Origin of the sequence: Amycolatopsis sp. MtRt-6, assembly GCF_017308975.1 — a bacterium.
GTDB lineage: Bacteria > Actinomycetota > Actinomycetes > Mycobacteriales > Pseudonocardiaceae > Amycolatopsis.
The window spans coordinates 45,727-65,790 of sequence record NZ_JADWPD010000048.1 but is presented as its reverse complement, the minus strand read 5'-3'; the positions used below and the strand labels follow the sequence as shown (position 1 = coordinate 65,790).

General features: G+C 72.8%; 16 protein-coding genes and 1 other RNA gene. 13 read left to right on the top strand and 4 right to left on the bottom strand.

What is annotated here, in order from left to right:
• Positions 1-4: 4 nt before the first annotated feature.
• Genes I4Q55_RS46480 through I4Q55_RS46470 form a run of 3 tightly spaced genes read right to left on the bottom strand, consistent with a single transcriptional unit; the run spans position 5 to position 3,811 of the window.
• On the bottom strand, positions 5-2,797 hold the full coding sequence (locus I4Q55_RS46480; RefSeq protein ID WP_206797258.1) for an AAA family ATPase: 2,793 nt from the start codon (positions 2,795-2,797) through the stop codon (positions 5-7).
• A gap of 31 nt (positions 2,798-2,828) precedes the next feature.
• Complete coding sequence (locus tag I4Q55_RS46475; RefSeq protein ID WP_206797256.1) at positions 2,829-3,236, bottom strand: hypothetical protein; 408 nt, start codon at positions 3,234-3,236, stop codon at positions 2,829-2,831.
• On the bottom strand, positions 3,233-3,811 hold the full coding sequence (locus tag I4Q55_RS46470; RefSeq protein ID WP_206797255.1) for a sigma-70 family RNA polymerase sigma factor: 579 nt from the start codon (positions 3,809-3,811) through the stop codon (positions 3,233-3,235). The genes I4Q55_RS46475 and I4Q55_RS46470 overlap by 4 nt, the downstream gene beginning before the upstream one ends.
• A gap of 248 nt (positions 3,812-4,059) precedes the next feature.
• Here I4Q55_RS46470 and I4Q55_RS46465 point away from each other — a divergent pair, with 248 nt between their 5' ends.
• The 13 genes from I4Q55_RS46465 (at position 4,060) to I4Q55_RS46405 (ending at position 19,114) form a co-directional block, all read left to right on the top strand.
• Positions 4,060-4,728, top strand: a complete 669-nt coding sequence (locus I4Q55_RS46465; protein ID WP_206797254.1) for a DUF4142 domain-containing protein — start codon at positions 4,060-4,062, stop codon at positions 4,726-4,728.
• A gap of 8 nt (positions 4,729-4,736) precedes the next feature.
• The gene (locus I4Q55_RS46460) at positions 4,737-5,543 is read left to right on the top strand and encodes a ferredoxin (RefSeq protein WP_206797253.1); all 807 of its coding nucleotides are present in this window, start codon (positions 4,737-4,739) and stop codon (positions 5,541-5,543) included.
• Positions 5,540-6,775 carry an NAD(P)/FAD-dependent oxidoreductase gene (locus I4Q55_RS46455; protein WP_206797252.1) on the top strand — a complete coding sequence of 412 codons (1,236 nt, stop codon included), beginning with the start codon at positions 5,540-5,542 and terminating at the stop codon, positions 6,773-6,775. Before I4Q55_RS46460 ends, I4Q55_RS46455 begins: the two co-directional genes overlap by 4 nt.
• Before the next feature lie 20 nt (positions 6,776-6,795).
• An RNA gene (rnpB, locus tag I4Q55_RS46450) (RNase P RNA component class A) lies at positions 6,796-7,188 on the top strand.
• 205 nt (positions 7,189-7,393) lie between these two features.
• Positions 7,394-8,248 (top strand): hypothetical protein, encoded by an 855-nt coding sequence (locus tag I4Q55_RS46445; RefSeq protein WP_206797251.1) that lies wholly within the window; start codon positions 7,394-7,396, stop codon positions 8,246-8,248.
• 456 nt (positions 8,249-8,704) lie between these two features.
• Positions 8,705-8,971 carry a hypothetical protein gene (locus I4Q55_RS46440; RefSeq protein ID WP_004562703.1) on the top strand — a complete coding sequence of 89 codons (267 nt, stop codon included), beginning with the start codon at positions 8,705-8,707 and terminating at the stop codon, positions 8,969-8,971.
• 12 nt (positions 8,972-8,983) lie between these two features.
• Complete coding sequence (locus tag I4Q55_RS46435) at positions 8,984-9,466, top strand: hypothetical protein (RefSeq protein ID WP_206797250.1); 483 nt, start codon at positions 8,984-8,986, stop codon at positions 9,464-9,466.
• Positions 9,467-9,469: 3 nt separating this feature from the next.
• A complete protein-coding gene (locus I4Q55_RS46430) occupies positions 9,470-12,424 on the top strand; it encodes an ATP-binding protein (protein WP_206797249.1) in 2,955 nt (984 codons plus the stop codon).
• 94 nt (positions 12,425-12,518) lie between these two features.
• Complete coding sequence (locus I4Q55_RS46425) at positions 12,519-14,579, top strand: magnesium transporter (RefSeq protein ID WP_206797248.1); 2,061 nt, start codon at positions 12,519-12,521, stop codon at positions 14,577-14,579.
• Between the two features lie 3 nt (positions 14,580-14,582).
• The gene (locus I4Q55_RS46420) at positions 14,583-15,185 is read left to right on the top strand and encodes a hypothetical protein (RefSeq protein ID WP_206797247.1); all 603 of its coding nucleotides are present in this window, start codon (positions 14,583-14,585) and stop codon (positions 15,183-15,185) included.
• A 2-nt stretch (positions 15,186-15,187) separates the two neighbouring features.
• Complete coding sequence (locus tag I4Q55_RS46415) at positions 15,188-16,189, top strand: C40 family peptidase (RefSeq protein ID WP_206797245.1); 1,002 nt, start codon at positions 15,188-15,190, stop codon at positions 16,187-16,189.
• 96 nt (positions 16,190-16,285) lie between these two features.
• On the top strand, positions 16,286-18,910 hold the full coding sequence (locus I4Q55_RS46410) for a hypothetical protein (protein WP_242547956.1): 2,625 nt from the start codon (positions 16,286-16,288) through the stop codon (positions 18,908-18,910).
• A gap of 18 nt (positions 18,911-18,928) precedes the next feature.
• Positions 18,929-19,114: a hypothetical protein gene (locus tag I4Q55_RS46405; protein ID WP_206797244.1), complete on the top strand. Its 186-nt coding sequence runs from the start codon at positions 18,929-18,931 to the stop codon at positions 19,112-19,114.
• Here I4Q55_RS46405 and I4Q55_RS46400 read toward each other — a convergent pair.
• Positions 19,111-20,055 carry an AAA family ATPase gene (locus tag I4Q55_RS46400; protein WP_206797243.1) on the bottom strand — a complete coding sequence of 315 codons (945 nt, stop codon included), beginning with the start codon at positions 20,053-20,055 and terminating at the stop codon, positions 19,111-19,113. The genes I4Q55_RS46405 and I4Q55_RS46400 overlap by 4 nt on opposite strands.
• Positions 20,056-20,064 lie beyond the last annotated feature (9 nt).

Below are 20,064 nucleotides of genomic sequence, written 5' to 3'. Positions count from 1 at the left end.
CCTGTCAGCGACCGTCCGCCCGCTGCGAAGACTTCGCCAGCGCCCCACCCAGCTCCGCCCGCCCCGGGATCCCCAGCTTCCGGTACGCGCCGGACAAGTGCAGCTCCACCGTCCGCCGCGTCAGGTGGAGTGCCGTCGCGATCTCGCGGTTGGTCAACCCCTGGGCCGCCATCACCGCGATGCGGTTCTCCTGCCGGGTCAGCCCGTGCTCGTTGTCCTTCGCCGGCGTCAACGCCCGGCGCGCCGACCTCAGCTCCTCCGCCGCGCGGCGCGCCAACGGCCGGGCTCCGCACTGCTCGCTCAGCTCCACCGCCTGCCGCAGCGTCTCGATCGCCTTCTCCGACTGACCGTGGCGGGCCTGCAGCGTGCCCAGCTCCGTCAGCGCCGTCGCCAGCTGCAACCGGGACGGTGACGACCGCAGCGTCGTGATCGCCTTCTGCAGCGCGCGCTCGGCTTCGTCGTCCTCGCGGACCAGGCCCAACGTCGTCAGCGCCGTGCCCAACGGCCGCGCCGCGCCCCAGCGGGCCGACGCGTTGATGTCCTCTTCCGCCAGGCGGGCCGCGTCGTCGGTCTGGCCGAGGGCCAGCGCCGCCCGCGCCGCGTGCGCGCGCCACGGCACGAACCCCGGAAAGCGCATTCCGTGGTGCGCCAGCCGCCGCCCGCAGCTCAGCAGGTCCTCGAACCCGAAGCGCGTGTACCCCGTCGCCACGCGCAGGCGCCCGCGCGCGTACAGCAGATACGTGTGCGTGAACAGGCCCTGGCTGGCGACGAAGTCCATCCGGTCCAGCAACGACGTCGCCGCCTCGAACCGGCCCAGGTCCACCCAGCACTCGACGAGCTTCGCCGCGCACAGCACGCCCACCGGGCACGTCGTCGTGCCGCCGCGCTCGTCGAAGCGGCGCAGCAGCGATTCGAAGTGGACGCTCGCGCGCTGCAGGTCGCCGCTGGCCTGCAGCGCGATCCCGCGGGCCAGGGTGGGGAGCGCGCCGTGCGGCACGTGGACGTCCCACGGCTCGCGCTCGACGTCGAGGACCCGGCACAGCCGGTCGACGTGGGCCGGCTCGTCCGACAGCACCGCCGTCGCCAGCGTGAAGAAGTAGTGCTGCTCGAACAACTCACCGTCGTCGCCGGTCAGCGCGTCCGCGAAGTGGCCGACCGCGTCCTGGGCCGAGTCGCCGCTGCGGACGGCGTCGAGCGCCAGCAGCGCCGAGCGGCTCCGCTGGGCCGCCGGGTCGGTCAGCGGCGCCCACTGCTCCTCGAAGTCGCGGAACTCCGGGGGCGGGCCGAGCCTGCTGCCGGCCTCGGCGAGGTACGTCATGCACAGCAGCGGCCACACCGCGTCCGGCCCGCCCGCGTCGAGCCGCGCCGCGATCTGGCCGGCCGCGCTGATCCCGAGCCGGGCGTCCTGGCCGCCGCAGAGCGACAGCAGCATCGCCGTGGCGATGTACGCGGCTGTCTCGCGGTTGCCGACCGTGTCGACGGCTTCCCGCACCCGCTTCGCCGCGCCGGGCGGGTCGAACTGGAACTCCGCGTGCGCGAGCTGCAGCAGCACGGCCATCCGGCGCCCGGACGTCAGCCGCTCCTCCAGCGCCCGCCGCAGGTGCCGGGCGGCCAGCTCGGCCTGCCCGGAGAACACGGCGTCGCGCGCGCTCAGCCGCAGCACGTCCACCGCCCACGGGATCCGGATCGACGTCGCTTCCAGCAGGTGCGCGGCCACGCGCTCGGGCGGCGCCCCCGCCTCGGTCAGCAGCTTCGCCGCCCGGGAGTGGTTGACCGCCCGCGTGGTCTGCGGCATGTCCTTCAGCAGGGAGTTGCGGACGAACGAGTAGGTCAGCGTCGGCTGGTCGCTGTTGTTCAGCACGTGCAACCGGACCAGGGTGTCGATCGCCTGCAGCGCGTCGAGTTCGTCGACGCCGGCCAGCCGGGCCAGCAGGTCGAAGCCGGCGTCCTCGCCGAGGATCGCCGCCGCGTGCAGGATGGCCGGCGCGTGCGGGAACTCCTGCACCCGCGTGGTGAGCACCTGCCCGATCAGCGACGAGCCGAGCTCGTGCGGGTCCGCGCCGGGCAGCAGCCGCGGCCGCAATGCCTGCAGCAGGACCGGGTTGCCGCCGGTCGCCTCGCGGCAGGCGGAGGCCAGCTCGCCGGGGGCGAGGCCGAGGATCTCCGCCGCGGCCGCGTCCCCGAGGCCGTTCAGCGTGATCGTGAGCGGCATGCTCCCCACCACGTCCAGCAGCGCGACCTCGCGGTGCGGCGGGTAGCCGACGACGGACGTCAGGACGATCAGCACCGGCAGGTCGAGCACGCGGTTGCGGATGTAGGCCAGGCACCGCATGGACCAGGCGTCGGCCAGGTGGATGTTGTCGATGCCGAGGAACAGCGGCCCGCGGTCGGTCGCGTCGCGGACGATCCGGAAGAAGAGGTCGAGCGCTTCGCTTTCGCCGGCCGGCCCGCACAGCTCGGCGACCGGGGGGCGCGGCGGCGCACCCGGCTCCTCGAGCGCGTCGGCCAGCTGGCGGACGAGCCCGCCGGCCAGGTGGCTCTCCAGCCGCGACCCGGTGGCCGTCGCGACGGTGAAGCCCGCGTCCGCGGCCAGCGCCGCGGCGGTCCGCAGGAGAGCGCTCTTGCCCATGCCGAACTCGCCGGCCAGCACCGCGCTGGCGGCCGTGCCGCCCAGCACCACCGGGAAGAGACCGGTCAGGCGGCCGAGCTCGGGCTCGCGGCCGGGGAGCCGCGGGGCGGGACGCTTCGGTACCGAAGCCCCGCTGCCGGGGTGCTCGGGATTTACTTCGGTATCCACCGTAAGGACTTTCATGTTGGGTTGGGGCAGACTACTGGAAACCGGCCGACCACGGGAGAGACCGAGGTCCGCGGCCGGTACCGGCCACGACCTGACCAGGGGAGACGATGGACGCAGCGGTTGCGAACCGGATCTTCCCCACCGCCGGCCGGTGTGCGCAGAGGGCCATCGCGGCCACGCCGAGCGCGAGCAGCAGGAGCGGGCCGGCCACCGGCCCCCGCAGGGCTGCCGGCCCCGCCGGTTTCCGGCGCCGGGCCGCACCGTCGTCCGGCGGCAGGTAGCCGAGCCGCACCGCCTCGGCCAGTGCGCCGGCCACCGGGGTGAACCCGGCGACCCGGGCCCGGCAGCGGGCGCAGCCGAGCAGGTGGGCTTCGAAGCTTTCCGGATCGTCGTGGACGCCGAGCCCGTAGGCCGCGGCGTCGCCCTTCCACTCCCTCATCGGACCGCCACTTCCCCGAGCGCCTTCCGCAATTGCCGCATCGCCGTGTACAACCGCGATTTGACGGTTCCCTCCGGAATTCCGAGAATTTCCGCCGCCTGCCGAACGGTGTTTCCGGCGAGATACGTCTCGTAGATGACGGACTGATATTTCGCGTCCAGTTCACGCAATGCTCTGGTAATCGTTAGCGCGGCTAACGAGCTGTCCGCCCGGTCCGCGGACTCGGCGTTTTCCGGGATCTCCAGAGCGACCTCCTGGGGGCGGACGCGGCGATTCCTCCAGCCGTCGATGACGATCCGCCGGGCCACTGTGAGCAGCCATCCGCGCAGCATTCCGGGCTCGCGTTCGAGCGTGGCGGAGTGCTGCCACGCCCGGATCATGGTCTCCTGCACCACGTCTTCGGTCCACTGCCGGTCGTGGTTGGTCAGGGCCAGTACCTGCGCAAACAGGGTGGCGCGGAAGTCCTTGTAGAGCAGGGGGACGAGGTCGTCGCCCGCGGCGGGGCCGGCGTCGACCGCCGTGGCGGACGAGGCGTAGCCGACGTGGCCGCGACTTTCTCTGCCCAGTGCTTCCATAAAGCTCGCAACCTCACCTGACTGGCGGACCGAGGGGTCATCGGAGCGTAGCGCAAAAACACTTAATAGGCCATATGTATCAGTTTCGCGGACCAATTCGACAGGGTGCCGACGGCTGCCGTCGCAACCCGGTTCACAATGTGTCTTGTGATACACGTCACAGGTCACTAAAAGGTGACGGTGAGAACCGGATCACACGTTCTCCCCGTAACAGGAGGTGAGGACTCCTTCGCGAAGGGACAACGGGGATGCCGCTCCGATTCGTGGCGCTGCTGGCCGCCGCGGCCGCGCTCGTGCTGGGCTGTGCCGTCCCGGCGTCGGCCGGGGAACTGCAGCAGTCCGACCGCGCGCTGCTGACCCGGCTCAAGCAGCACACGCTGTGGGCCGTGCCGGCGAGCAGGCTCGCCGTCGACCGGGCCACCAACCGGCGCGTGCGTGCCGTCGCCGTCCGCATCGCCGACGACCAGGCCCGGCTCGACGTCGCCCTGCGCGCGGTCGCCGACCGGCTCGCGGTCACCCTGCCGGGGGAGCCCACGGACCAGGAGCGCGCCTGGGCCGACGAGATAGCCGCCGGCTCCGGCGACGCGTTCGACCGCGCCTACGTCAACCGCCTCCGCGCCGAGTACGGCACCCTCTTCGGGCTCGCCTCCGACGTCCGCGCGGGCACCCGCGACGACGACGTCCGCGCGTTCGCCCAGACCGCCGTCGACACCGCGCTCGGCCACCTGACGCTCCTCGAGAGCACCGGGCTCGCCGAGACCACGTCCCTGCTCGTCTCCGCCACCGAGGACGACACCCTCGGCGGCGGTGCCATCGCCGCCGGCGCCGTCCTCGTGGCCCTCGCCGCCGTCGCCACGTTCGGCCTGCTCCGCCTGCTCGGAACCCCCGGCAGGACCTCGCCGCGCACCCGGAGGTAAGCCGCCCCATGTCCCTGTCCGCCGCGCTGGTCCCGGTGTCGCCGCACGACACCGGGATCGTCGAGGCCGCCGCGCTGTCCGGCCGCCTCACCTACGTCGCCATGTGCCTGACGCTGTGCTGGGGGGTCCTGGCCGCCACCGGCTGGGTCCGCCGGTTCAGCGGCCAGGACGCGATCCGCACCGGGCACGTCGTGCTCGCCGCGTTCACCCTCGCCCTCGGCACCCTGCACGGGCTGACCTTCCTCTTTTTGGAGGACGACCCGTTCGGCGTCGCCGACCTGCTGGTGCCCTTCTACGACGGCACCCCACGGCACGCGCTGGGGATCGCCGGCCTCGAACTCGTCATCGCCGTCTCGGTGACGGCGGGCCTGCGCCGTGGCACCCGGGAAGGCCGCTGGCTGCGCTTCCACCAGGTCGGGTACCTCGCCATCGGCCTGCTCGCCGCGCACGCCTGGCTCGGCGCCATCTCGAGCGGGCACCTCGCCGTCGTCTGGCTCGCCGGCATCACGTTGCTCGTCCCGCCGGTGCTGCTGTCGGTCCTGCGGGTGCTGCCCGCGAACGTGCTGGCCCGCGCCGGGCTGGTCACCGCGCCGCCCGAGACCCTGGAGCCGGCCACCGTGCGCGTCGACGTCGACAGCCAGCGCTGCCACGCCTACGGCGTCTGCCAGGCCGAGGCGCCCCAGGTCTTCCAGCTCGGCCAGGACGGGCAGCTCGCCTACGAGAAGCGCCCGGAACCCCAGCTGGTCCCGCACGTCCAGGCCGCCGCGCGCGCCTGCCCGATGAGAGCCATCCACCTGTTGGGAGCCACCCGATGAGCGAACGCATCGTCATCGCCGGAGCCGGCCTGGCCGGCCTGCGCGCGGCCGAACGGCTGCGCGAACTCGGGTTCGACGGCGAAGTCGTCGTCCTCGGCGCCGAGCCCGGCATCGCCTACCACCGCCCGGCGCTGTCCAAGCAGTTGCTGACCGGCGCGGTCAGCCGCGCGGACACGCAGCTCGCCGACCCGCTCGCGGTCGACGCCGAGTGGCGGTTCGACACGCCGGTGACCGCGCTCTCGCCGCACCGGCAGGTCGTCCACCTCCGCGACGAGGAACTGCCCTACGACGGCCTGATCATCGCCACCGGCGTCGAACCGCGCCGGATGCCGGGCGCGCCGCACGGCCACCCGCGCGTGGTCGTCGTCCGCACCCTGGCCGACACGGTCGCCCTCCAGCGCGCCCTCGCTTCGAACCCCGGCCCGGTCGCCGTCATCGGCGACGGCTTCATCGGCTGCGAAGTCGCCTCCAGCCTGCGCGAGATGAATCGCGAGGTCGTCCTCTTCGGCCGCGCGAGATCGCTGCTGGCCGACGTCCTCGGGCCCGACATCGGCGACTGGCTCACGGCACTGCACACCGCCCGCGGCGTCCGCCTCGAGCTCGGCACCACGATCCGCCGCTGGCGGCCCGCGCCCACCCGCGTCGGCCTCGAGTTCGCCGACGGCCGCGCCCTCGACGTCGCCTGCGTCGTCGTCGCCGTGGGCAGCGTGCCGGCGGTGTCCTGGCTGCGCGGCGCCAAGCTGCCGCTGGACGACGGCGTCGTCTGCGCGCCGACGTGCCACGTGGTCGGGTCGTCGACGATCGTCGCGGCCGGCGACGTTGCCCGCTGGCCCAACCTCCGCTTCGACCCCACGCCACACCGGGAGGAGCACTGGCTCAACGCCGTCGAGATGAGCCGCGCGGCCGCCGAGAACCTCCTCGCCGGGCCGCAGGGGTCCCCGGCCTACACGCCGGTGCCGCGGTACTGGTCCGAGCAGCACGGCGTCCGTATCCAGGTCGCCGGCCGGCCGTCCCTGGCGACCGACACGGTGCTGCTGGAGTCGCCGGTCCCGGGCACCCGGCCCATCACCGGGTTCGTCCGCCACGGCCGGCTCGTCGGCCTGATCGGCCTCGACAGCCCCGCCGCGGTGCTCCACTGGACGACCGAGCTGGCCCGCCAGCACCCGGCGCCCGCCGCGCCGGCGCCGGAGTTCCGGCCCCGCCACCACACCGAGGCGGTGGCCGGTTACTGAGCTACGATCCAGCCTGCGGACGAGCTGGCAGGGCGGTCGCGAGCCGGGTGACCGGCTCGAGGAAAGTCCGGACTCCGCAGGGCAGGGTGGTTGCTAACGGCAACCCGGGGCGACCCGCGGGAAAGTGCCACAGAAAACAGACCGCCCCCGTCCCGGACGGGGGTAAGGGTGAAACGGTGGTGTAAGAGACCACCAGCGTCCCGGGCGACCGGGACGGCTAGGTAAACCCCACCCGGAGCAAGGCCAAGAGGGAGCCCCCGGGCTCCTGCGCAGGCGTTCGAGGACGGCCCGTCCGAGCCTGCGGGTAGGCCGCTGGAGCCTGCCGGCGACGGCAGGCCGAGATGGATGGCCGCCGCCCCGCGAGCCGCAAGGCGACCGGGGAACAGGATCCGGCTTACATGCCAGCTCGTCCGCCCACTCACGACGTGCCCGAAGGGGCATCACGTGTGATTGGAGGGGCATCACCCGTGACTGCGGGGGCATCTCGCGTGATGGGAGAGGCATCGGCGTGATGCCCGTCCAGACACGCGTGATGCCCGCCGGATCACGAGTGATGCCCCTTGGCGATCGGTCAAGAAGTGGTTCCGCCGGGTGGTTACCCGGTAGTAGGGTGCGGGTATGGCGGGTGACGAGCAGCGGTTCAAGTCGGCTTTCGACTCCTTGCACGCCTTCGTGTACTTCGTGCCCGAAGTCGACGCCGCGCTCACCGGTCTCGGGCTGCGGCCGGGCCGGATGCCGTACTTCGCCGGGCGGTCCGCGGCCATGGGGGCCGTCGGGGCCGAGGTCGTCGCGGCCACCTTCTACAACTTCAACCCCGAGGTCGTCGCCCGGGTGATCCCGCGTGCCTGGACCCTGGCGACGCCGGAGCAGGTCCTGGCCGCGCGGCTCGACGGCACCGACCGGGCGCTGACCCGCCTGCTCGGCGACCACGTCAAGAGCGACGAAGTCGCCGAAGCCGCCGAACTCGCGCGCGAGGCGAGCGAGGGGTGCGCCGGCGAAGGGCGTCCCCTCTACGCCGCGCACGCGGGGCTCGCCTGGCCGGCCGAGCCGCACCTCGTGCTCTGGCACGCCGTCACGCTGCTGCGCGAGCACCGCGGTGACGGGCACATCGCGGCGCTCGTCCTCGAAGGGCTCGGCGGGCTCGAAGCCCTCGTCACCCACGGCGCCACCGGACGCGGGTTCGTCACCGCCGCCGCCAAGCTGACCCGTGGCTGGAGCGACGAGCAGTGGGCCGCCGCCGAAAGCCGGCTGAAGGACCGCGGGATCCTCGACGCCGAAGGCGGGCTCACCGAAGCGGGCACCGCGCTGCGCGACCGCCTCGAGGCGGCGACCGAGGCGGCCGCGCGGGGGCCGTGGGACCACCTCGGTGCCGAGAAGGCCGCGCGGCTCGAGGAGCTGTGCCGTGGTTTGAGCCGGCGCCTCGTCGAGGCCGGCGCCTTCCCGGACGGCGTCTTCGCGCTCGGCAGACCCTGAACTCTTTCCAAGATCACGCTATGTAGTGAAAACGTTGTGAGGTGCCGAGCGCCCTGTGACGGACAGCGAGCGCTCCCAAGATCGACATGCGTGCCGACCGGCCGACGGTCATCACAGAGCGGACTCGGAGGACGCGGCCGTTCGTGTCATGCAACACTGTTCCGGGCCGCACAACGGCTCGAGTGCAAGTACCCACAGTGAGCAAATCCCGGGCAATGGGGTGAGTTCGTCAGCACACTGAGAAGTATGGGTGGCCGGGGTTCAACCCGAGGGCCCTTGCCGCGATGATGGTGGGCGTGGAGTTTTCGCGTGCCATCCGCACCACGTCGGTTGACAAGCCAGCCGGCCTCCACGCTGCGCACTTTGACCACTACCCCTCGTAGCCCCCATGATGTTGTTCGAAGCACCGCCTGAGCCAGAACCGCGCGGCCCCCACCGCGCACCGGGAGTATCGCGATGATGACCTTGACCACCCTCGACACGCTGGCCGCCGGCGAACTGGGCACGGGAAACGTGCGCCAGTGGCTGCTCGACAACGTCATCCCCCTGGTGCTGCTGGCCGTCGCGCTCCTGCTCCTGTGGCTGGGCGGCGGCAAGGGCGACAACGCCGGTGTCATGCGCCGGCTCGCCGGCGTGGTCATCGCGCTCGCCATCATCGGTCTCGCGGTCAGCGGCGCGGGCGTGAACGTGGGCCAGTGGATCGCCGGCCTGTTCACCGGCTGAGGCGGGGCCCGCGTGCGCATCAGGACCGATGACGAGGTTTACCGGGTCGACGCCGTGTGGCTCGGCCCGCCGAAAGCGACTTTTCCCTGGAGAGCCCGGTACGTCGCCTGGCTCATCGGCATCCCGACGTTCTTCCTCGTGCTCGGCGTCGAACGCTGGGCGGGGTGGGGCTTCGGGTTCTTCTCGACGGCGTGGGCGTTCGTCGCCACCATCGTGATCACCCGGCTGCTCACGGCCAAGATCAGCCACGAGCGCCCGCTCGGCGCCGTGGTCGCGATGGCCGGGCGCGAGCTGAACACGCCCCGGGTACGGACCACGGGCACGGGCGGCGCGGTCAGCGCCAGCCGCGTCCGGGTGCGGGCCGAGCGCCCGCTGCCGAAGCACCGCCGAAGGCGGCAGTACCAGCACCACGGCGGCCCGCCGGGTGCGGCTTTCACCCAGGGAGCACCACGAGCGCGCCGGAGCCGCAGCAGTGCGGCTCGGGCCGGGAGGTAGTCGTTGTTCGGTCGCGGCGGTAGCCGAGGAAAACGGGGTCGGGACACGCACTCGGGCGCATGGCAACCGCCCGAGCAGGTCCGCGCGTCGCGGAACGGTTCGGGGAACAAGTCGCGCCTGACCGGTGAGCAGGCGATCCCGGCGTATACCCCGTCGATCGCGGTGCGAAGCATCGACGGGCACCTGGTCCGCACCGGCGTCGAGGTCTACGCCTGGTACCGGCTGGCGCCGCAGCGCTGGTCGTTCCGCTCGGACTCGCAGCGGCGCGACCTGATCGCGGCCATCGCCGGCCAGTACGCCGAGCTGCAGGGCCGCTGGCTGCACCTGCGCGTTACGAACCGGCCGTACCCGATCCGGATGTGGGCCGAGGCGCACGTCTACAACGCCCACGGCCGCCCGGCGGACGTCCCGGGCGCGCTGTCGTTCGACGACTACCTGATCGGCGAGCAGCAGCAGCTGATGGGCCGTTCGATGGCCGAAAAAGAGGTCTACCTGGGCGTCCAGGTGCAGACCCGGCGCATGGTCGACCGCGCGGTCGAGCGCGCCGCGCCGGTGCTGCGCAAGATCCTGCCCGAGGCCGTCGACGCCGAGCTGACCGCGCTCGACTCCGAGGTCGAGCACCTCGACCAGGTCATCGGCAGCGCCGGGCTGGAAGGCCGCCCGGTGCACGCCGAGGAGATGTCCTGGCTGATGCACCGGTCCTGTTCGCTGGGCCTGCCCGCGCCGCGGAACATGCCCGCCGTGCCGGGCGCGGCCTGGGAGCCGGAGGACCTGGCCAGCTTCACCGACGCCGCCGACTTCTACGCCGAGCCGTACGCGCCGACGGTGACCGTCCGCGGCCGCACCGGTTCCAACGCCGGCGTCTCGCGGCACCTGGCGGTCCTGACCGTCGGGCAGATGCACGGCCTGCAGATCCCCGAGGTCGACGACCCGTGGATCCAGCACGCCGACCGCCTGCCCGCCGCGGTCGAGGTGTCCGCGCGCATCTACGTCCGGCGCCCCGAAGAGGTGGCCGGCGAGCTGCAGCGGCAGATGAACAAGGTGCGCTCGCAGGTCAAGCACTACACCGACGAGCACGAGCTCGAGCCGCCGCAGTCGCTGTCCCGGCAGGCCGGGCGCGTGCTGGAGATCGACGACGAGATGACGTCGGGCTTCACCGCGCTGGCCACCCGCGTCCGGTCCTGGTGGCGGCTGGCGGTGTCCGGCCCGACCGAGCGCGACGCGCTGCGCCTGGCCCAGCAGCTGCTCGACCTGTACAAGCCGAAGATCGCCATCGAGCACCCCGAGGCCCAGTACGCGATGGCCAGGGAGTTCATCCCGGGCGAGCCCCTGGCCTCGGCGGCGTACATGCGCCGCGGCTCGGTGGTGTGGGCGTCCTCGGCGGTCCCGACGGCGACCGCGGAGGTCGGCGACCGCCGCGGCATCCTGCTCGGCGAGACGTGCACGGCGACCCGCCGCCCGGTGGCCTGGGACCCGTGGATGGCCCAGGAGATCCGCGACGGCTCCGGCCTGACCGCGATGGTGGCCGGCCTGGGTGGTGGTAAGTCGTTCCTCGGCGGCGGCATCGTCTACAAGACGCTGCGCGCGGGGGCGAACTGGACGATCCTCGACCCGTCCGGCCCGCTGTCGCGGCTGTGCGACCTGCCGGAGCTGCGGCCGTACGCGCGGCCGATCAACCTGCTCAACGCCCAGCCGGGGATCCTGAACCCGTACCGCGTGGTCGCCGAGCCGCTGATCGAGCACTTCATGGACGAGGACGACCCCGAGCGCTCCTGGCGCCGCGAGAAGGCCCTAGCGGGCGCGACGCGGCGACGTCTCGTGCTCGACGTGCTGACGGGTGTCCTGCCGTACGAGGTCTCGCGCATGGCGCAGACGCGGATCGTGCTGCTGCGCGCGGTGCGCGCCGTCGGCGGCCGGTTCGACGCCGACCCGGGCCAGGTGATCGACGCCCTGCGCCGGGATTCTTCGGAACACCACGAGCACGCGGTCGTCGTCGCGGACTTCCTCGACGAGATGCGCGAGCGGATGGCCCTGCTCATCCCGGAGTCCGACGCGGACCCGTACTCGGAGACCCGCGACGACCGGCTGACGGTCCTGACGATGGCCGGGCTGACCCTGCCGAAGGACGGCGTCCCCCGCGAGTACTGGACGGACGCGGAGTCCCTCGGCGTCGAGATGCTCAACCTGGCGGCGTGGCTGACCCAGCGGTCGGTGTACGAGAAGCCGAAGGAGCTGCGCAAGGGCGTCTGGATCGACGAGGCGTTCTTCCTGTCCGAGGTCCCGACCGGCCGCGTGCTGATGAACCGCTTCGCGCGCGACTCGCGCAAGTGGAACGTCCGTGTCCTGCTGTCGTCCCAGATCCCGGCGGACTTCCTGAAGATCCAGGGTTTCGTGGCGCTGCTGGACTCGGTGTTCGTCGGTCGCCTGGACGACGACGACGCCCAGGCCGACGCCCTGCGGCTGTTGAAGGTCCCGGTCGGGGTGGGCTACGAGCAGGTCGTGGCGGCGCTCGGCCGTCGTCCCGGAGCGCAGCGGGGCCTGGAGCGGGACGTGGAGCCCCGCCAGTTCATCTTCGGCGACGGCGCGGGCGGCGTGGAGCGCATCCGCGTCGACTTCTCCGGCCCGCACCTGGACCACCTGCGGGCGGTCATGGACACGACACCGGGCTCGAAGGACGCGTCGCCGGCATCCCGGCGTCCGGGCAACGAGCTGGCGCTGCCGTCGGAGGAGAAGAAGCCGTACGTTCCCGTGCCCCCGGAGGACGACATCGAGCTGGAGCAGGACTTCGAGCTGGCGGCGGAACTGGAGGTCGGCCTGGCCGACGAGAACCTCCTGGGCGCCCCGGACCCGTTGGCGTCCGAGACGGGCGAGGTGGAGGGCGGCGTCCAGCCGTCCAACGGGCAACAGCAACACGCCCGGTCAGGTGGAAAGGGCGGCACCGGCCGGGACGCCGCATGAACGCGGCCCGGCAGCGAGGCGTGCGCGCGGATCGGGGCGCGGGCCCCGGTCACCGGCCCGAGCCGCATCCCGTGGCGGCCGCGGGGGGTGCGGCATGAACACCCTGCTCACGGTGGCGGTGTTGCTGGCGCTGGCGGCCGGGTGGCACGCCCTGAAGCGCCGCATCAAGGAGGGCCCGCGGGCCCGGCGCGTGCCGAGCCGCAAGGCGACCATGTTCGCCGTCATGCTGGTCCTCGGCCTGCAGGCCATCGCCACGGCTCCCGCGGCCAGCGCGGCGGCGTGCGGCGAGGCGCCGAACCCGGAACGCCCGGGCGCCGGGATGGTCGGCGCGATCGACCCGCCGGAGGGCCACGGCGAGCCGAACAGCGCCTACATCGACTACGGCTACGCGGGCATGGTCTGGAACACCTTCGAGACCAACTGCTCGGCCGTGAGCCTCACCCCGCCGGGGTCCACATTGGACACCTGGGGTGGCAACCAGCTGTTCAACCTGGGCAAGAACATCGTCGGCGCGACCAACTCGCTGCACTACACGGTGCTCGAGGGCGGCCTGCTGAACCCGATCTACAACGCGGTGAAGTCCGGCGCCGAGAAGGTCTACAACAATATCTACGCCCAGTTGTTCGGCCTGGTCGCCCTGATCCTGTCGATCATGATGTTCCGCAACATCTGGCGGGGAGACCTGGCCTCGGTCAGCAAACGGGCGCTCTACGCGCTGGCCGGCGTGTGGCTGGCGGCGTCGTCACTGGCGATGCTGCGGTACTTCGACCCGATCGACAAGGCGATCGTCCAGACGACCACCAACATCCAGGCGGGGTTCGTCGACGAGAGCGGTGACCGGATCGTCCGCGACATCCTGCCTACCCAGCTCCACACGCAGATCGTCTACAACAACTGGCTGCGCGGGGAGTTCGGCACGCCGTCGGCGCCGCAGGCCGAGCAGTTCGGCAAGCCGCTGCTCGACGCGCAGGCCTTCACCCGCAACCAGCTGGTCAACGGCGACGACGGCAACCAGGCCGTCATCGACGCCAAGAAGAACGCCTACAAGGACATCTCCACCAAGCTCGGCCCGGCCACCGGCTACTTCACCGGCGAAGCGGGCGGCCGCACCGGCGCCGGCTTCCTCTCCCTCGGCCAGGCCCTCGTCTACTCGCTCTTCCAGCTCCTGGCCAAGGCAAGCGTGCTCCTCGCCCAGGTCCTCATCCGCCTCTTCGCCCTGACCGCCCCGCTCATCGGGCTCGTCGCCCTGCTGCACCCGGAGATCCTGCGCCGCGTGCTCAAGGTCGCCGGCGGCGTCGCCTTCAACCTCGTCGTGCTCTCCGTGCTCGCCGGGGTGCACGCCCTGCTGCTGCAGGCCATCTTCGACGCCGGCAACTCGCTGAACATGCTCACGCAGATGGTCCTCGCCGGGCTCATCACCGTGCTGCTGTTCATGGTCGGGCGGCCGGTGCGGCGGCTGTGGCAGATGGTCGAGATGTCGGTCAGCATGGTCGGCGCCGCCGTGCCGTCGCCCGGGGGCGGGATCTTCTCCCGCTTCAAGCGCCACCGCACCGGCCCGACCCCGCAGGACGAGTTCTGGCAGAACGTCCGCGACACCGACGACGTCGTCGACGGCGAACAGCGCGGCCCGCTCGGCGCCACCGCCGGCGGGGGCCGCTTCCGGCCGGAAGCCACGATCTTCGCCAGCGCCCAGCGTCTCGACAACGGCGCCTCCCGGCCGGCCGCCGCGTGGTCCGGCGCGTGGCCGGGCGCCATCGCCGGCGGGTCCGCGGGCGCGCTGCCCGCCGGCGGCCGTCCCGGTGCTCCCGTGTTCGGCCAGTACAACCCGGCCGGCGGCGACGGCGGCGAATACGTCGTCGTCGGGGCCGGTGGGCGTCCGACGATGCGGGAGGAGAGCCGGCGCGTCGACACCTCGCCGGTGGCCGACCGGCGCTGGAGCGACGAGCCCGAGCCCGTCGTCGTGCCGTCCGACCTGCGCCCGCCCGAGTCCACCTTCAGCGACAACGCGCCGCGCACCCCCGGCGTGCGCGCCCAGCCGCGTCGCGTCGACCCGGAGGTCGTCGCCGGCAAGCCGGTCTTCGTGCTGTACCGGCCGTCGCGCGGCATCGAGGTCCGCGAGGAACCGCGTGACACCGACCAAGTGATGGGGCGGTGACCGATGCCGATCCGCACCAACCGCGGCCGCGCCGCGGTCTACCGGCGCCTGTGGGGCTGGCCGCTGCGCTCGCCCCGCCACCTCGTCGGCGCGCTCGTGTTCCTGGCGATCCTCATCACCGCGCTCGGCATCGTCCTGCCCAAGGTGCTCGGCAAGCCGCAGGCCAAGGCGGCCCCGGGCGCCCCGGGGACGACCACCTCGATGACGTCGACCGCGCCCGGCATCGCGGCGCCGGTCCCGACGTCGAACCTGCCGACGCGGCTGTCCACGCCGCTGGCCACCCCGACGCCGACCACGCCGAACGCCGACGCGATCCGCGTCGCCAAGGAGTGGGCCGCGGCCTGGGTGCGCCATCCCGCCGGCATCACCTCCGAGCAGTGGCTCGCGCAGCTCAAGCCGTTCACCACCGAGGAGTACCTGCCGGTGATGAGCTCCGTCGACCCGGCGAACATCCCGGCGACGAAGGTCACCGGTGAGCCGGTCGTCGGCACGGCGTACCCGAGCTCGGTGCAGCTGACCATCCCGACCGACGGGCCGAAGCTCGCCATCACGGTGGTGAGCACCAACGCCGGCTGGCGGGTCGCCGACTACGACCAGGCGAGCTGACCGTGCGGCGCCTGGGGCTCTGGCTGGGGCTGGTCGTGTTCCTCGCGATCGGCGCGCTGGTCGTGACCGCGGTCGCCGCGAAGGTCGTCATCGACAGCCAGCAGGCGCAGGCCCGGGGCGTCAACCTGATGAGCTGCGACGCCTCGGTCGGGCCGACCCAGCCCGGCCAGGGCGACCGCGGCACGGTCGACGCGTCCAAGCTCGACGACGAGCAGCGCGGCATCGTCGCGCTGATCATCTCGATCGGCAAGCAGCGGTCACTGGCGCCGCGCGCGTGGCAGGTCGCGATCCAGGCCGGGATGACGGAGTCCGGGCTGCGCAACCTGACCTACGGCGACCGCGACTCCCAGGGCATCTTCCAGATGCGGCCGTCGATGGGCTGGGGTTCGGTGGCCGAGGTCACCAACCCGCCGTACGCGGTCAACAAGTTCTACGACGTGCTGCTCGCGGTGCCGGACTGGGAGAACAAGCGGCCGGGCGACGCGGCCCAGGCCGTGGAGCGCTCCGGCTTCCCGGACCGCTACCACAAGTGGGAGCCGATGGCGGCGACGCTGGTGGAGACGGTCGGCCAGGTCGTCGACGTCGTCTCCTGCGGCACCGGGCTGGGGGCGCTGCTGCCGCCCAGCCAGGCCGCCGGCCAGGCGATCAGTTTCGCGCTCGGCGAGCAGGGGAAGCCGTATGTGTGGGGCGCCACGGGACCGAATTCGTACGACTGTTCGGGGCTGATGCTCCGGGCGTACGAGTCGGCGGGCATCATCCTGCCGCGAGTCTCGCGCGACCAGTACCGCGCCGGCGCGTACCTGCCGGTGCGCGACGCGCAGCCCGGTGACCTGCTGTTCCTCGCCACGGATCCCTCGGACCCGAGGACGATCCACCACGTGATGATGTACCTCGGCGACAACAAGATCGTCGAAGCGCAGCAGACGGGCGTCCCGGTGCACACCCGGGACTTCTCGTTCGACGAGGCCGAAGTCGTGCCGCAGGCGGTCCGCCCCGGCGTTTAGCATGGGTCGCGAGGGCCTGGACAGAATCGCACCGATTCACCCGACGTCGCGGCGCTTCCACGGGCAGGCGGCCGCGTACTGGCAGAGGATGAGCACGTGGGACGCAAATTCGGCAGGAGGGGCAAGTCCGGAGCGGGCGAGCCCCGTGACCCGGCGGCGCTGTTCGGCGCGCCTCAGCCGCCCCGGCAGAGCGCGCGTCCGGTGTCCAGCACCCCGTTGGCCGACCAGCTCGGCCAGGGGTACCCGGGGGTGGACGCGGGGTACGTGGTGCTGCCGCGGTCGCTGGCCGAGGGGATGTCGCTGCCGTGGCAGCACCAGATGGCGGCGCTGCTGGCCCAGTTCCACGCGGAGCACGCGGGACTGGCGTGGCCGATCTATCGCGTGGTCCCCTCCCGGTACGAGAAGCTGGCGGACCTCGACGAGGAGCAGCTCGCGGAGGCGGGCTACCTGGTGGAGATGGACGCGGACGGCGAGATGGTCTACCGCGAGCGAAGCGGCCGGAAGGTGACGGACCCGGAGCACACATCGGTGCTGGTGTCGTGCCTGGACCCGATCCCGAAGCCGGCCGCCCGCCCAGCCCCGCCGACGGCGGCTTCACCAGCCGGCCCCGCGGCGGCTCCGGCGCCCATGAACATCGGCCCGGCCCCGGTGTGGCGAACGGTGCCACAACCGCCACCGGCGGCGCAGCCGGTCCCTGGAACGCCGGAGCAGCCGGTGTGGGCCCGTCCGGGTGCTCCGGCGGCTCCTGCTCCGGAGGCGCGTAGGGACCCGCCGCCTGCACCGGTGACGTCTGCGTCGTCTGCGGCGCCGGTGGAGCCGGAGTGGTCGGTGACGGCCGAGTCGGACCTGCCAGGCCCGGTGAAGGCCCCCCGCCATGCGGCTCCGGAGGTGCCGGTCGAGGTTTCTCCGGCGGCACCGCCCGGGTCCGAAGGAATGCCGGCAGTTGGTTCGGCGCGGGCCTCGGTGTCTCGTCCGGAGGTGGGTGAGTTCGCGGATCGGCTGCAGACACCGGCGCCGGCAACGCCATCGGAGCAGGTCGCGGATCGCCTGGAGACGTCGGAGCCGGGTGCGCCGGTGTCGCGGGAGGCGGATCGGCCGGAGGTCGCCGAGGTGGGTCCGGCGTCGCGGAGTGTGGCTGAGCCGGAGGCCGCTGGGGCGGTTCCGGCCGAATCGGCGCCGCGGGAAGCGGATCAGCCGGAGATTGCTACGTCGGCTGCGGTCGGTTCGGCGGATCGATCGGAGGCTGCCACCTCGCCTGCGGCCGGATCGGCGCCGCGGGAAGCGGCCGAGCCGGCGGCCCCGGCATCGGCTCCCGCATCGGCTCCGGCTGAGCCGGCGACAGCGGCATCGGCTCCGGCTGAGCCGGCGACAGCGGCATCGGCTCCGGCATCGGCTCCGGCTGAGCCGGCGACAGCGGCATCGGATTCGGTTGATTCGCCGCCGAGCGCGGTGGACCGGCCAGAGGCTGCCGCGTCCCCTGCGGCCGAGCCGGTGCGGGACACGAGCCGGCCAGCGGCGGCGTCGGCCGAATCGGCGGAGCGGGCTCCCGATCGTCCGGACGTTGCTGCACTGCCAACGGAGGAAGCGGCCGTGCCGGCATCCGGTGGGCCGGAACCGCGGGATGCCGCTCGTCCGGAGACGGGTGAAACCGCGGTGGCCGAAACGGTGCCGTCGGAGGAGCCCCGGGCTGAGGAGGCCGTGCCGCCTTCTGGTGAGCGCGAAGCGGCCGGGGCGGAAACGGCTGTGCCGGCTTCGCCGGAGCAGAAGCCGGCTCTTCCGGTGGTGCCGGATTCGCCTGCCGGGCCGCCCACCGCGCCGCAGGAAGTGGCAGCTGTCGATCCGCAGCCGCAGCCGCAGCCGCAGCCGCAGCCGCAGCCGCAGCCGCAGCCGCAGCCGCAGCCGCCGGCAGCGGCGGCCGAGGCGCGGCCGGCGGCCGACGTGCGGCCGGCCGCCGAACCGCAGGCGGAGACCGGTGCCGGTTCGCAGCCTGCAGGTGCCTCGGCCGGGCTTCAGCCAGGTGCCGAACCGCGCGGCGCTGGGTCGCAGCCCGCAGCTGCCGCAGCCGACGTGTCCTCCCCGCCACCGGCAGCGGCGGCCGAACCGCAGGCAGCGCCCGGTGCCGGTTCGCAGCCCGTAGCCGCTTCGGCCGGCGCTCAGCCGCCCGTCGGATCGCAATCAGCGCCTGAGGAGCCTTCAGAAGCCTTGGCTGCCTCGGGTGGTGCCTCGCCGCCTGCGCAACCTCCGGTGGTCGGCTCCCACCTGCCCAGGCCGCCCTGGGGGCCCGCCACCCCGCCGCCCGGCACTCCGCAGGGCCCCAGCCACGGAACCGGGCCTCAGCCGGGCTCCCCGGCGACATCCGGCCCGGCCTCGGCAACCGGCCAAACCACCAACCCCCAGCCGCAGCGTTCCAAGCCGGTCTTCCCCGGCCCGGAATCGACCCCGCAACCCTTCCCCGCCCGCCACGCCGCTCCGGCGCGCCCCGTCTTCCCCGGGCCCGGGACCATGCCGCCCGTCCCGCCGCCTACCCCGAACGCGCGGCCCGTCTTTCCCGGCCGTGACACGCCCCTTCCGCAACCCACGAGGCAAGAGCCCGAAACCCCGCCCCGCGGCACTCCGCGCGGCTGGTTCGACGAGTTCACCGAAAACACCGAACCCGAAGCACCGCAGGACTTCGGGCCCACCGGGCAACCGACCGAGATCCCCTACCGGTACAAGCGCTGAGAGTGGAAACCTGAGACCATGGCCAAAGACCCGAACCCGGACCAGGGGTGGTACTACAACACCCGCACCCACCAGGTCGAGCACCTCGAACGCAGCCGCGGGATCGACCTGCTCGGCCCGTACCCCGACGAGGCCACCGCCCGGCGCGCCCTCGACATCGCCCGGGAGCGCACCCGGCGGGCCGATGCCGAAGACGACGACTAGACCGTCAACCGCGGGCTGAGCACGAACTCCGGGTCGACCTGCGTGGCGAGGTCGGCGCCGGCCCAGGCCGCTGCGTTGCGCAGGTGGAACTCGACCGCCTGGCGCTGGTAGCGCGCCCAATCGCGCTGTTCCGCGTCGACCGCCGACCGCATCGAAGCCAGCGTCGAAAGGTTGGCCGGCTCGAGCTCGCCGATCGGGCGGGCCGTGCCGCGCTCGGCCGCCCGGACGTGCCCCGACGCCGACAGCCAGCCCAGCAGCGCGCTGCCCACCTGCTCCTGCAGGAACTCGACGTCCTCGGCGTCCGTCACCTTGTTGCCCACCACCACGAGCCGGACGCCGAAGTCGCGTGCGTAGTCCGCGTACTGGCGGTACACGCCCACACTGCGGACCGTCGGCTCGCACACCAGGAACGTCACGTCGAACCGCGTGAACAGCCCCGAAGCGAACGCGTCCGCCCCCGCCGTCATGTCCATCACGACGTATTCGCCGTCGACGTCGACCATGTGGTTGAGCAGCAGCTCCGCGGCCCCCACCTTCGAGTGGTAGCACTTGACGCCGAGGTCGTCCTCGTCGAACTGCCCGGTGACGCCGAGCCGCACGCCGCCCAGCTGCCGGAAGCACGCCGCGAAGACCGGGTTGTCCTCGAACGGCCGGACCAGCCGCGACCCGCGGCCGGGCGGGGTCGTCTTGATCATCGACGCCGCGTCCGGGATCCGCGGGTTGTCGCCGCGCAGGTAGTCCTTGATCAGCGCCATGTTGTCGCCCAGCGTCGGCCAGGCGAGCGCTTCCTCCTCGGTCGCGCCGAGCGCCACCGCGAGGTGCTGGTTGATGTCGGCGTCGATGGCGAGCACCGGCAGGCCGGCGTCGGCGAGGTACGCCACGAACAGCGACGACAGCGTGGTCTTGCCGCTGCCGCCCTTGCCGACGAACGCGATCTTCACGGTCGGAGT

Coding starts and splice junctions, on each gene's coding strand:
- I4Q55_RS46475 (WP_206797256.1), bottom strand. CDS start 3,236: ATGAGGGAGTGGAAGGGCGACGCCGCGGCCTACGGGCTCGGCGTCCAC.
- I4Q55_RS46470 (WP_206797255.1), bottom strand. CDS start 3,811: ATGGAAGCACTGGGCAGAGAAAGTCGCGGCCACGTCGGCTACGCCTCG.
- I4Q55_RS46465 (WP_206797254.1), top strand. CDS start 4,060: ATGCCGCTCCGATTCGTGGCGCTGCTGGCCGCCGCGGCCGCGCTCGTG.
- I4Q55_RS46460 (WP_206797253.1), top strand. CDS start 4,737: ATGTCCCTGTCCGCCGCGCTGGTCCCGGTGTCGCCGCACGACACCGGG.
- I4Q55_RS46455 (WP_206797252.1), top strand. CDS start 5,540: ATGAGCGAACGCATCGTCATCGCCGGAGCCGGCCTGGCCGGCCTGCGC.
- I4Q55_RS46445 (WP_206797251.1), top strand. CDS start 7,394: ATGGCGGGTGACGAGCAGCGGTTCAAGTCGGCTTTCGACTCCTTGCAC.
- I4Q55_RS46440 (WP_004562703.1), top strand. CDS start 8,705: ATGATGACCTTGACCACCCTCGACACGCTGGCCGCCGGCGAACTGGGC.
- I4Q55_RS46425 (WP_206797248.1), top strand. CDS start 12,519: ATGAACACCCTGCTCACGGTGGCGGTGTTGCTGGCGCTGGCGGCCGGG.
- I4Q55_RS46420 (WP_206797247.1), top strand. CDS start 14,583: ATGCCGATCCGCACCAACCGCGGCCGCGCCGCGGTCTACCGGCGCCTG.
- I4Q55_RS46405 (WP_206797244.1), top strand. CDS start 18,929: ATGGCCAAAGACCCGAACCCGGACCAGGGGTGGTACTACAACACCCGC.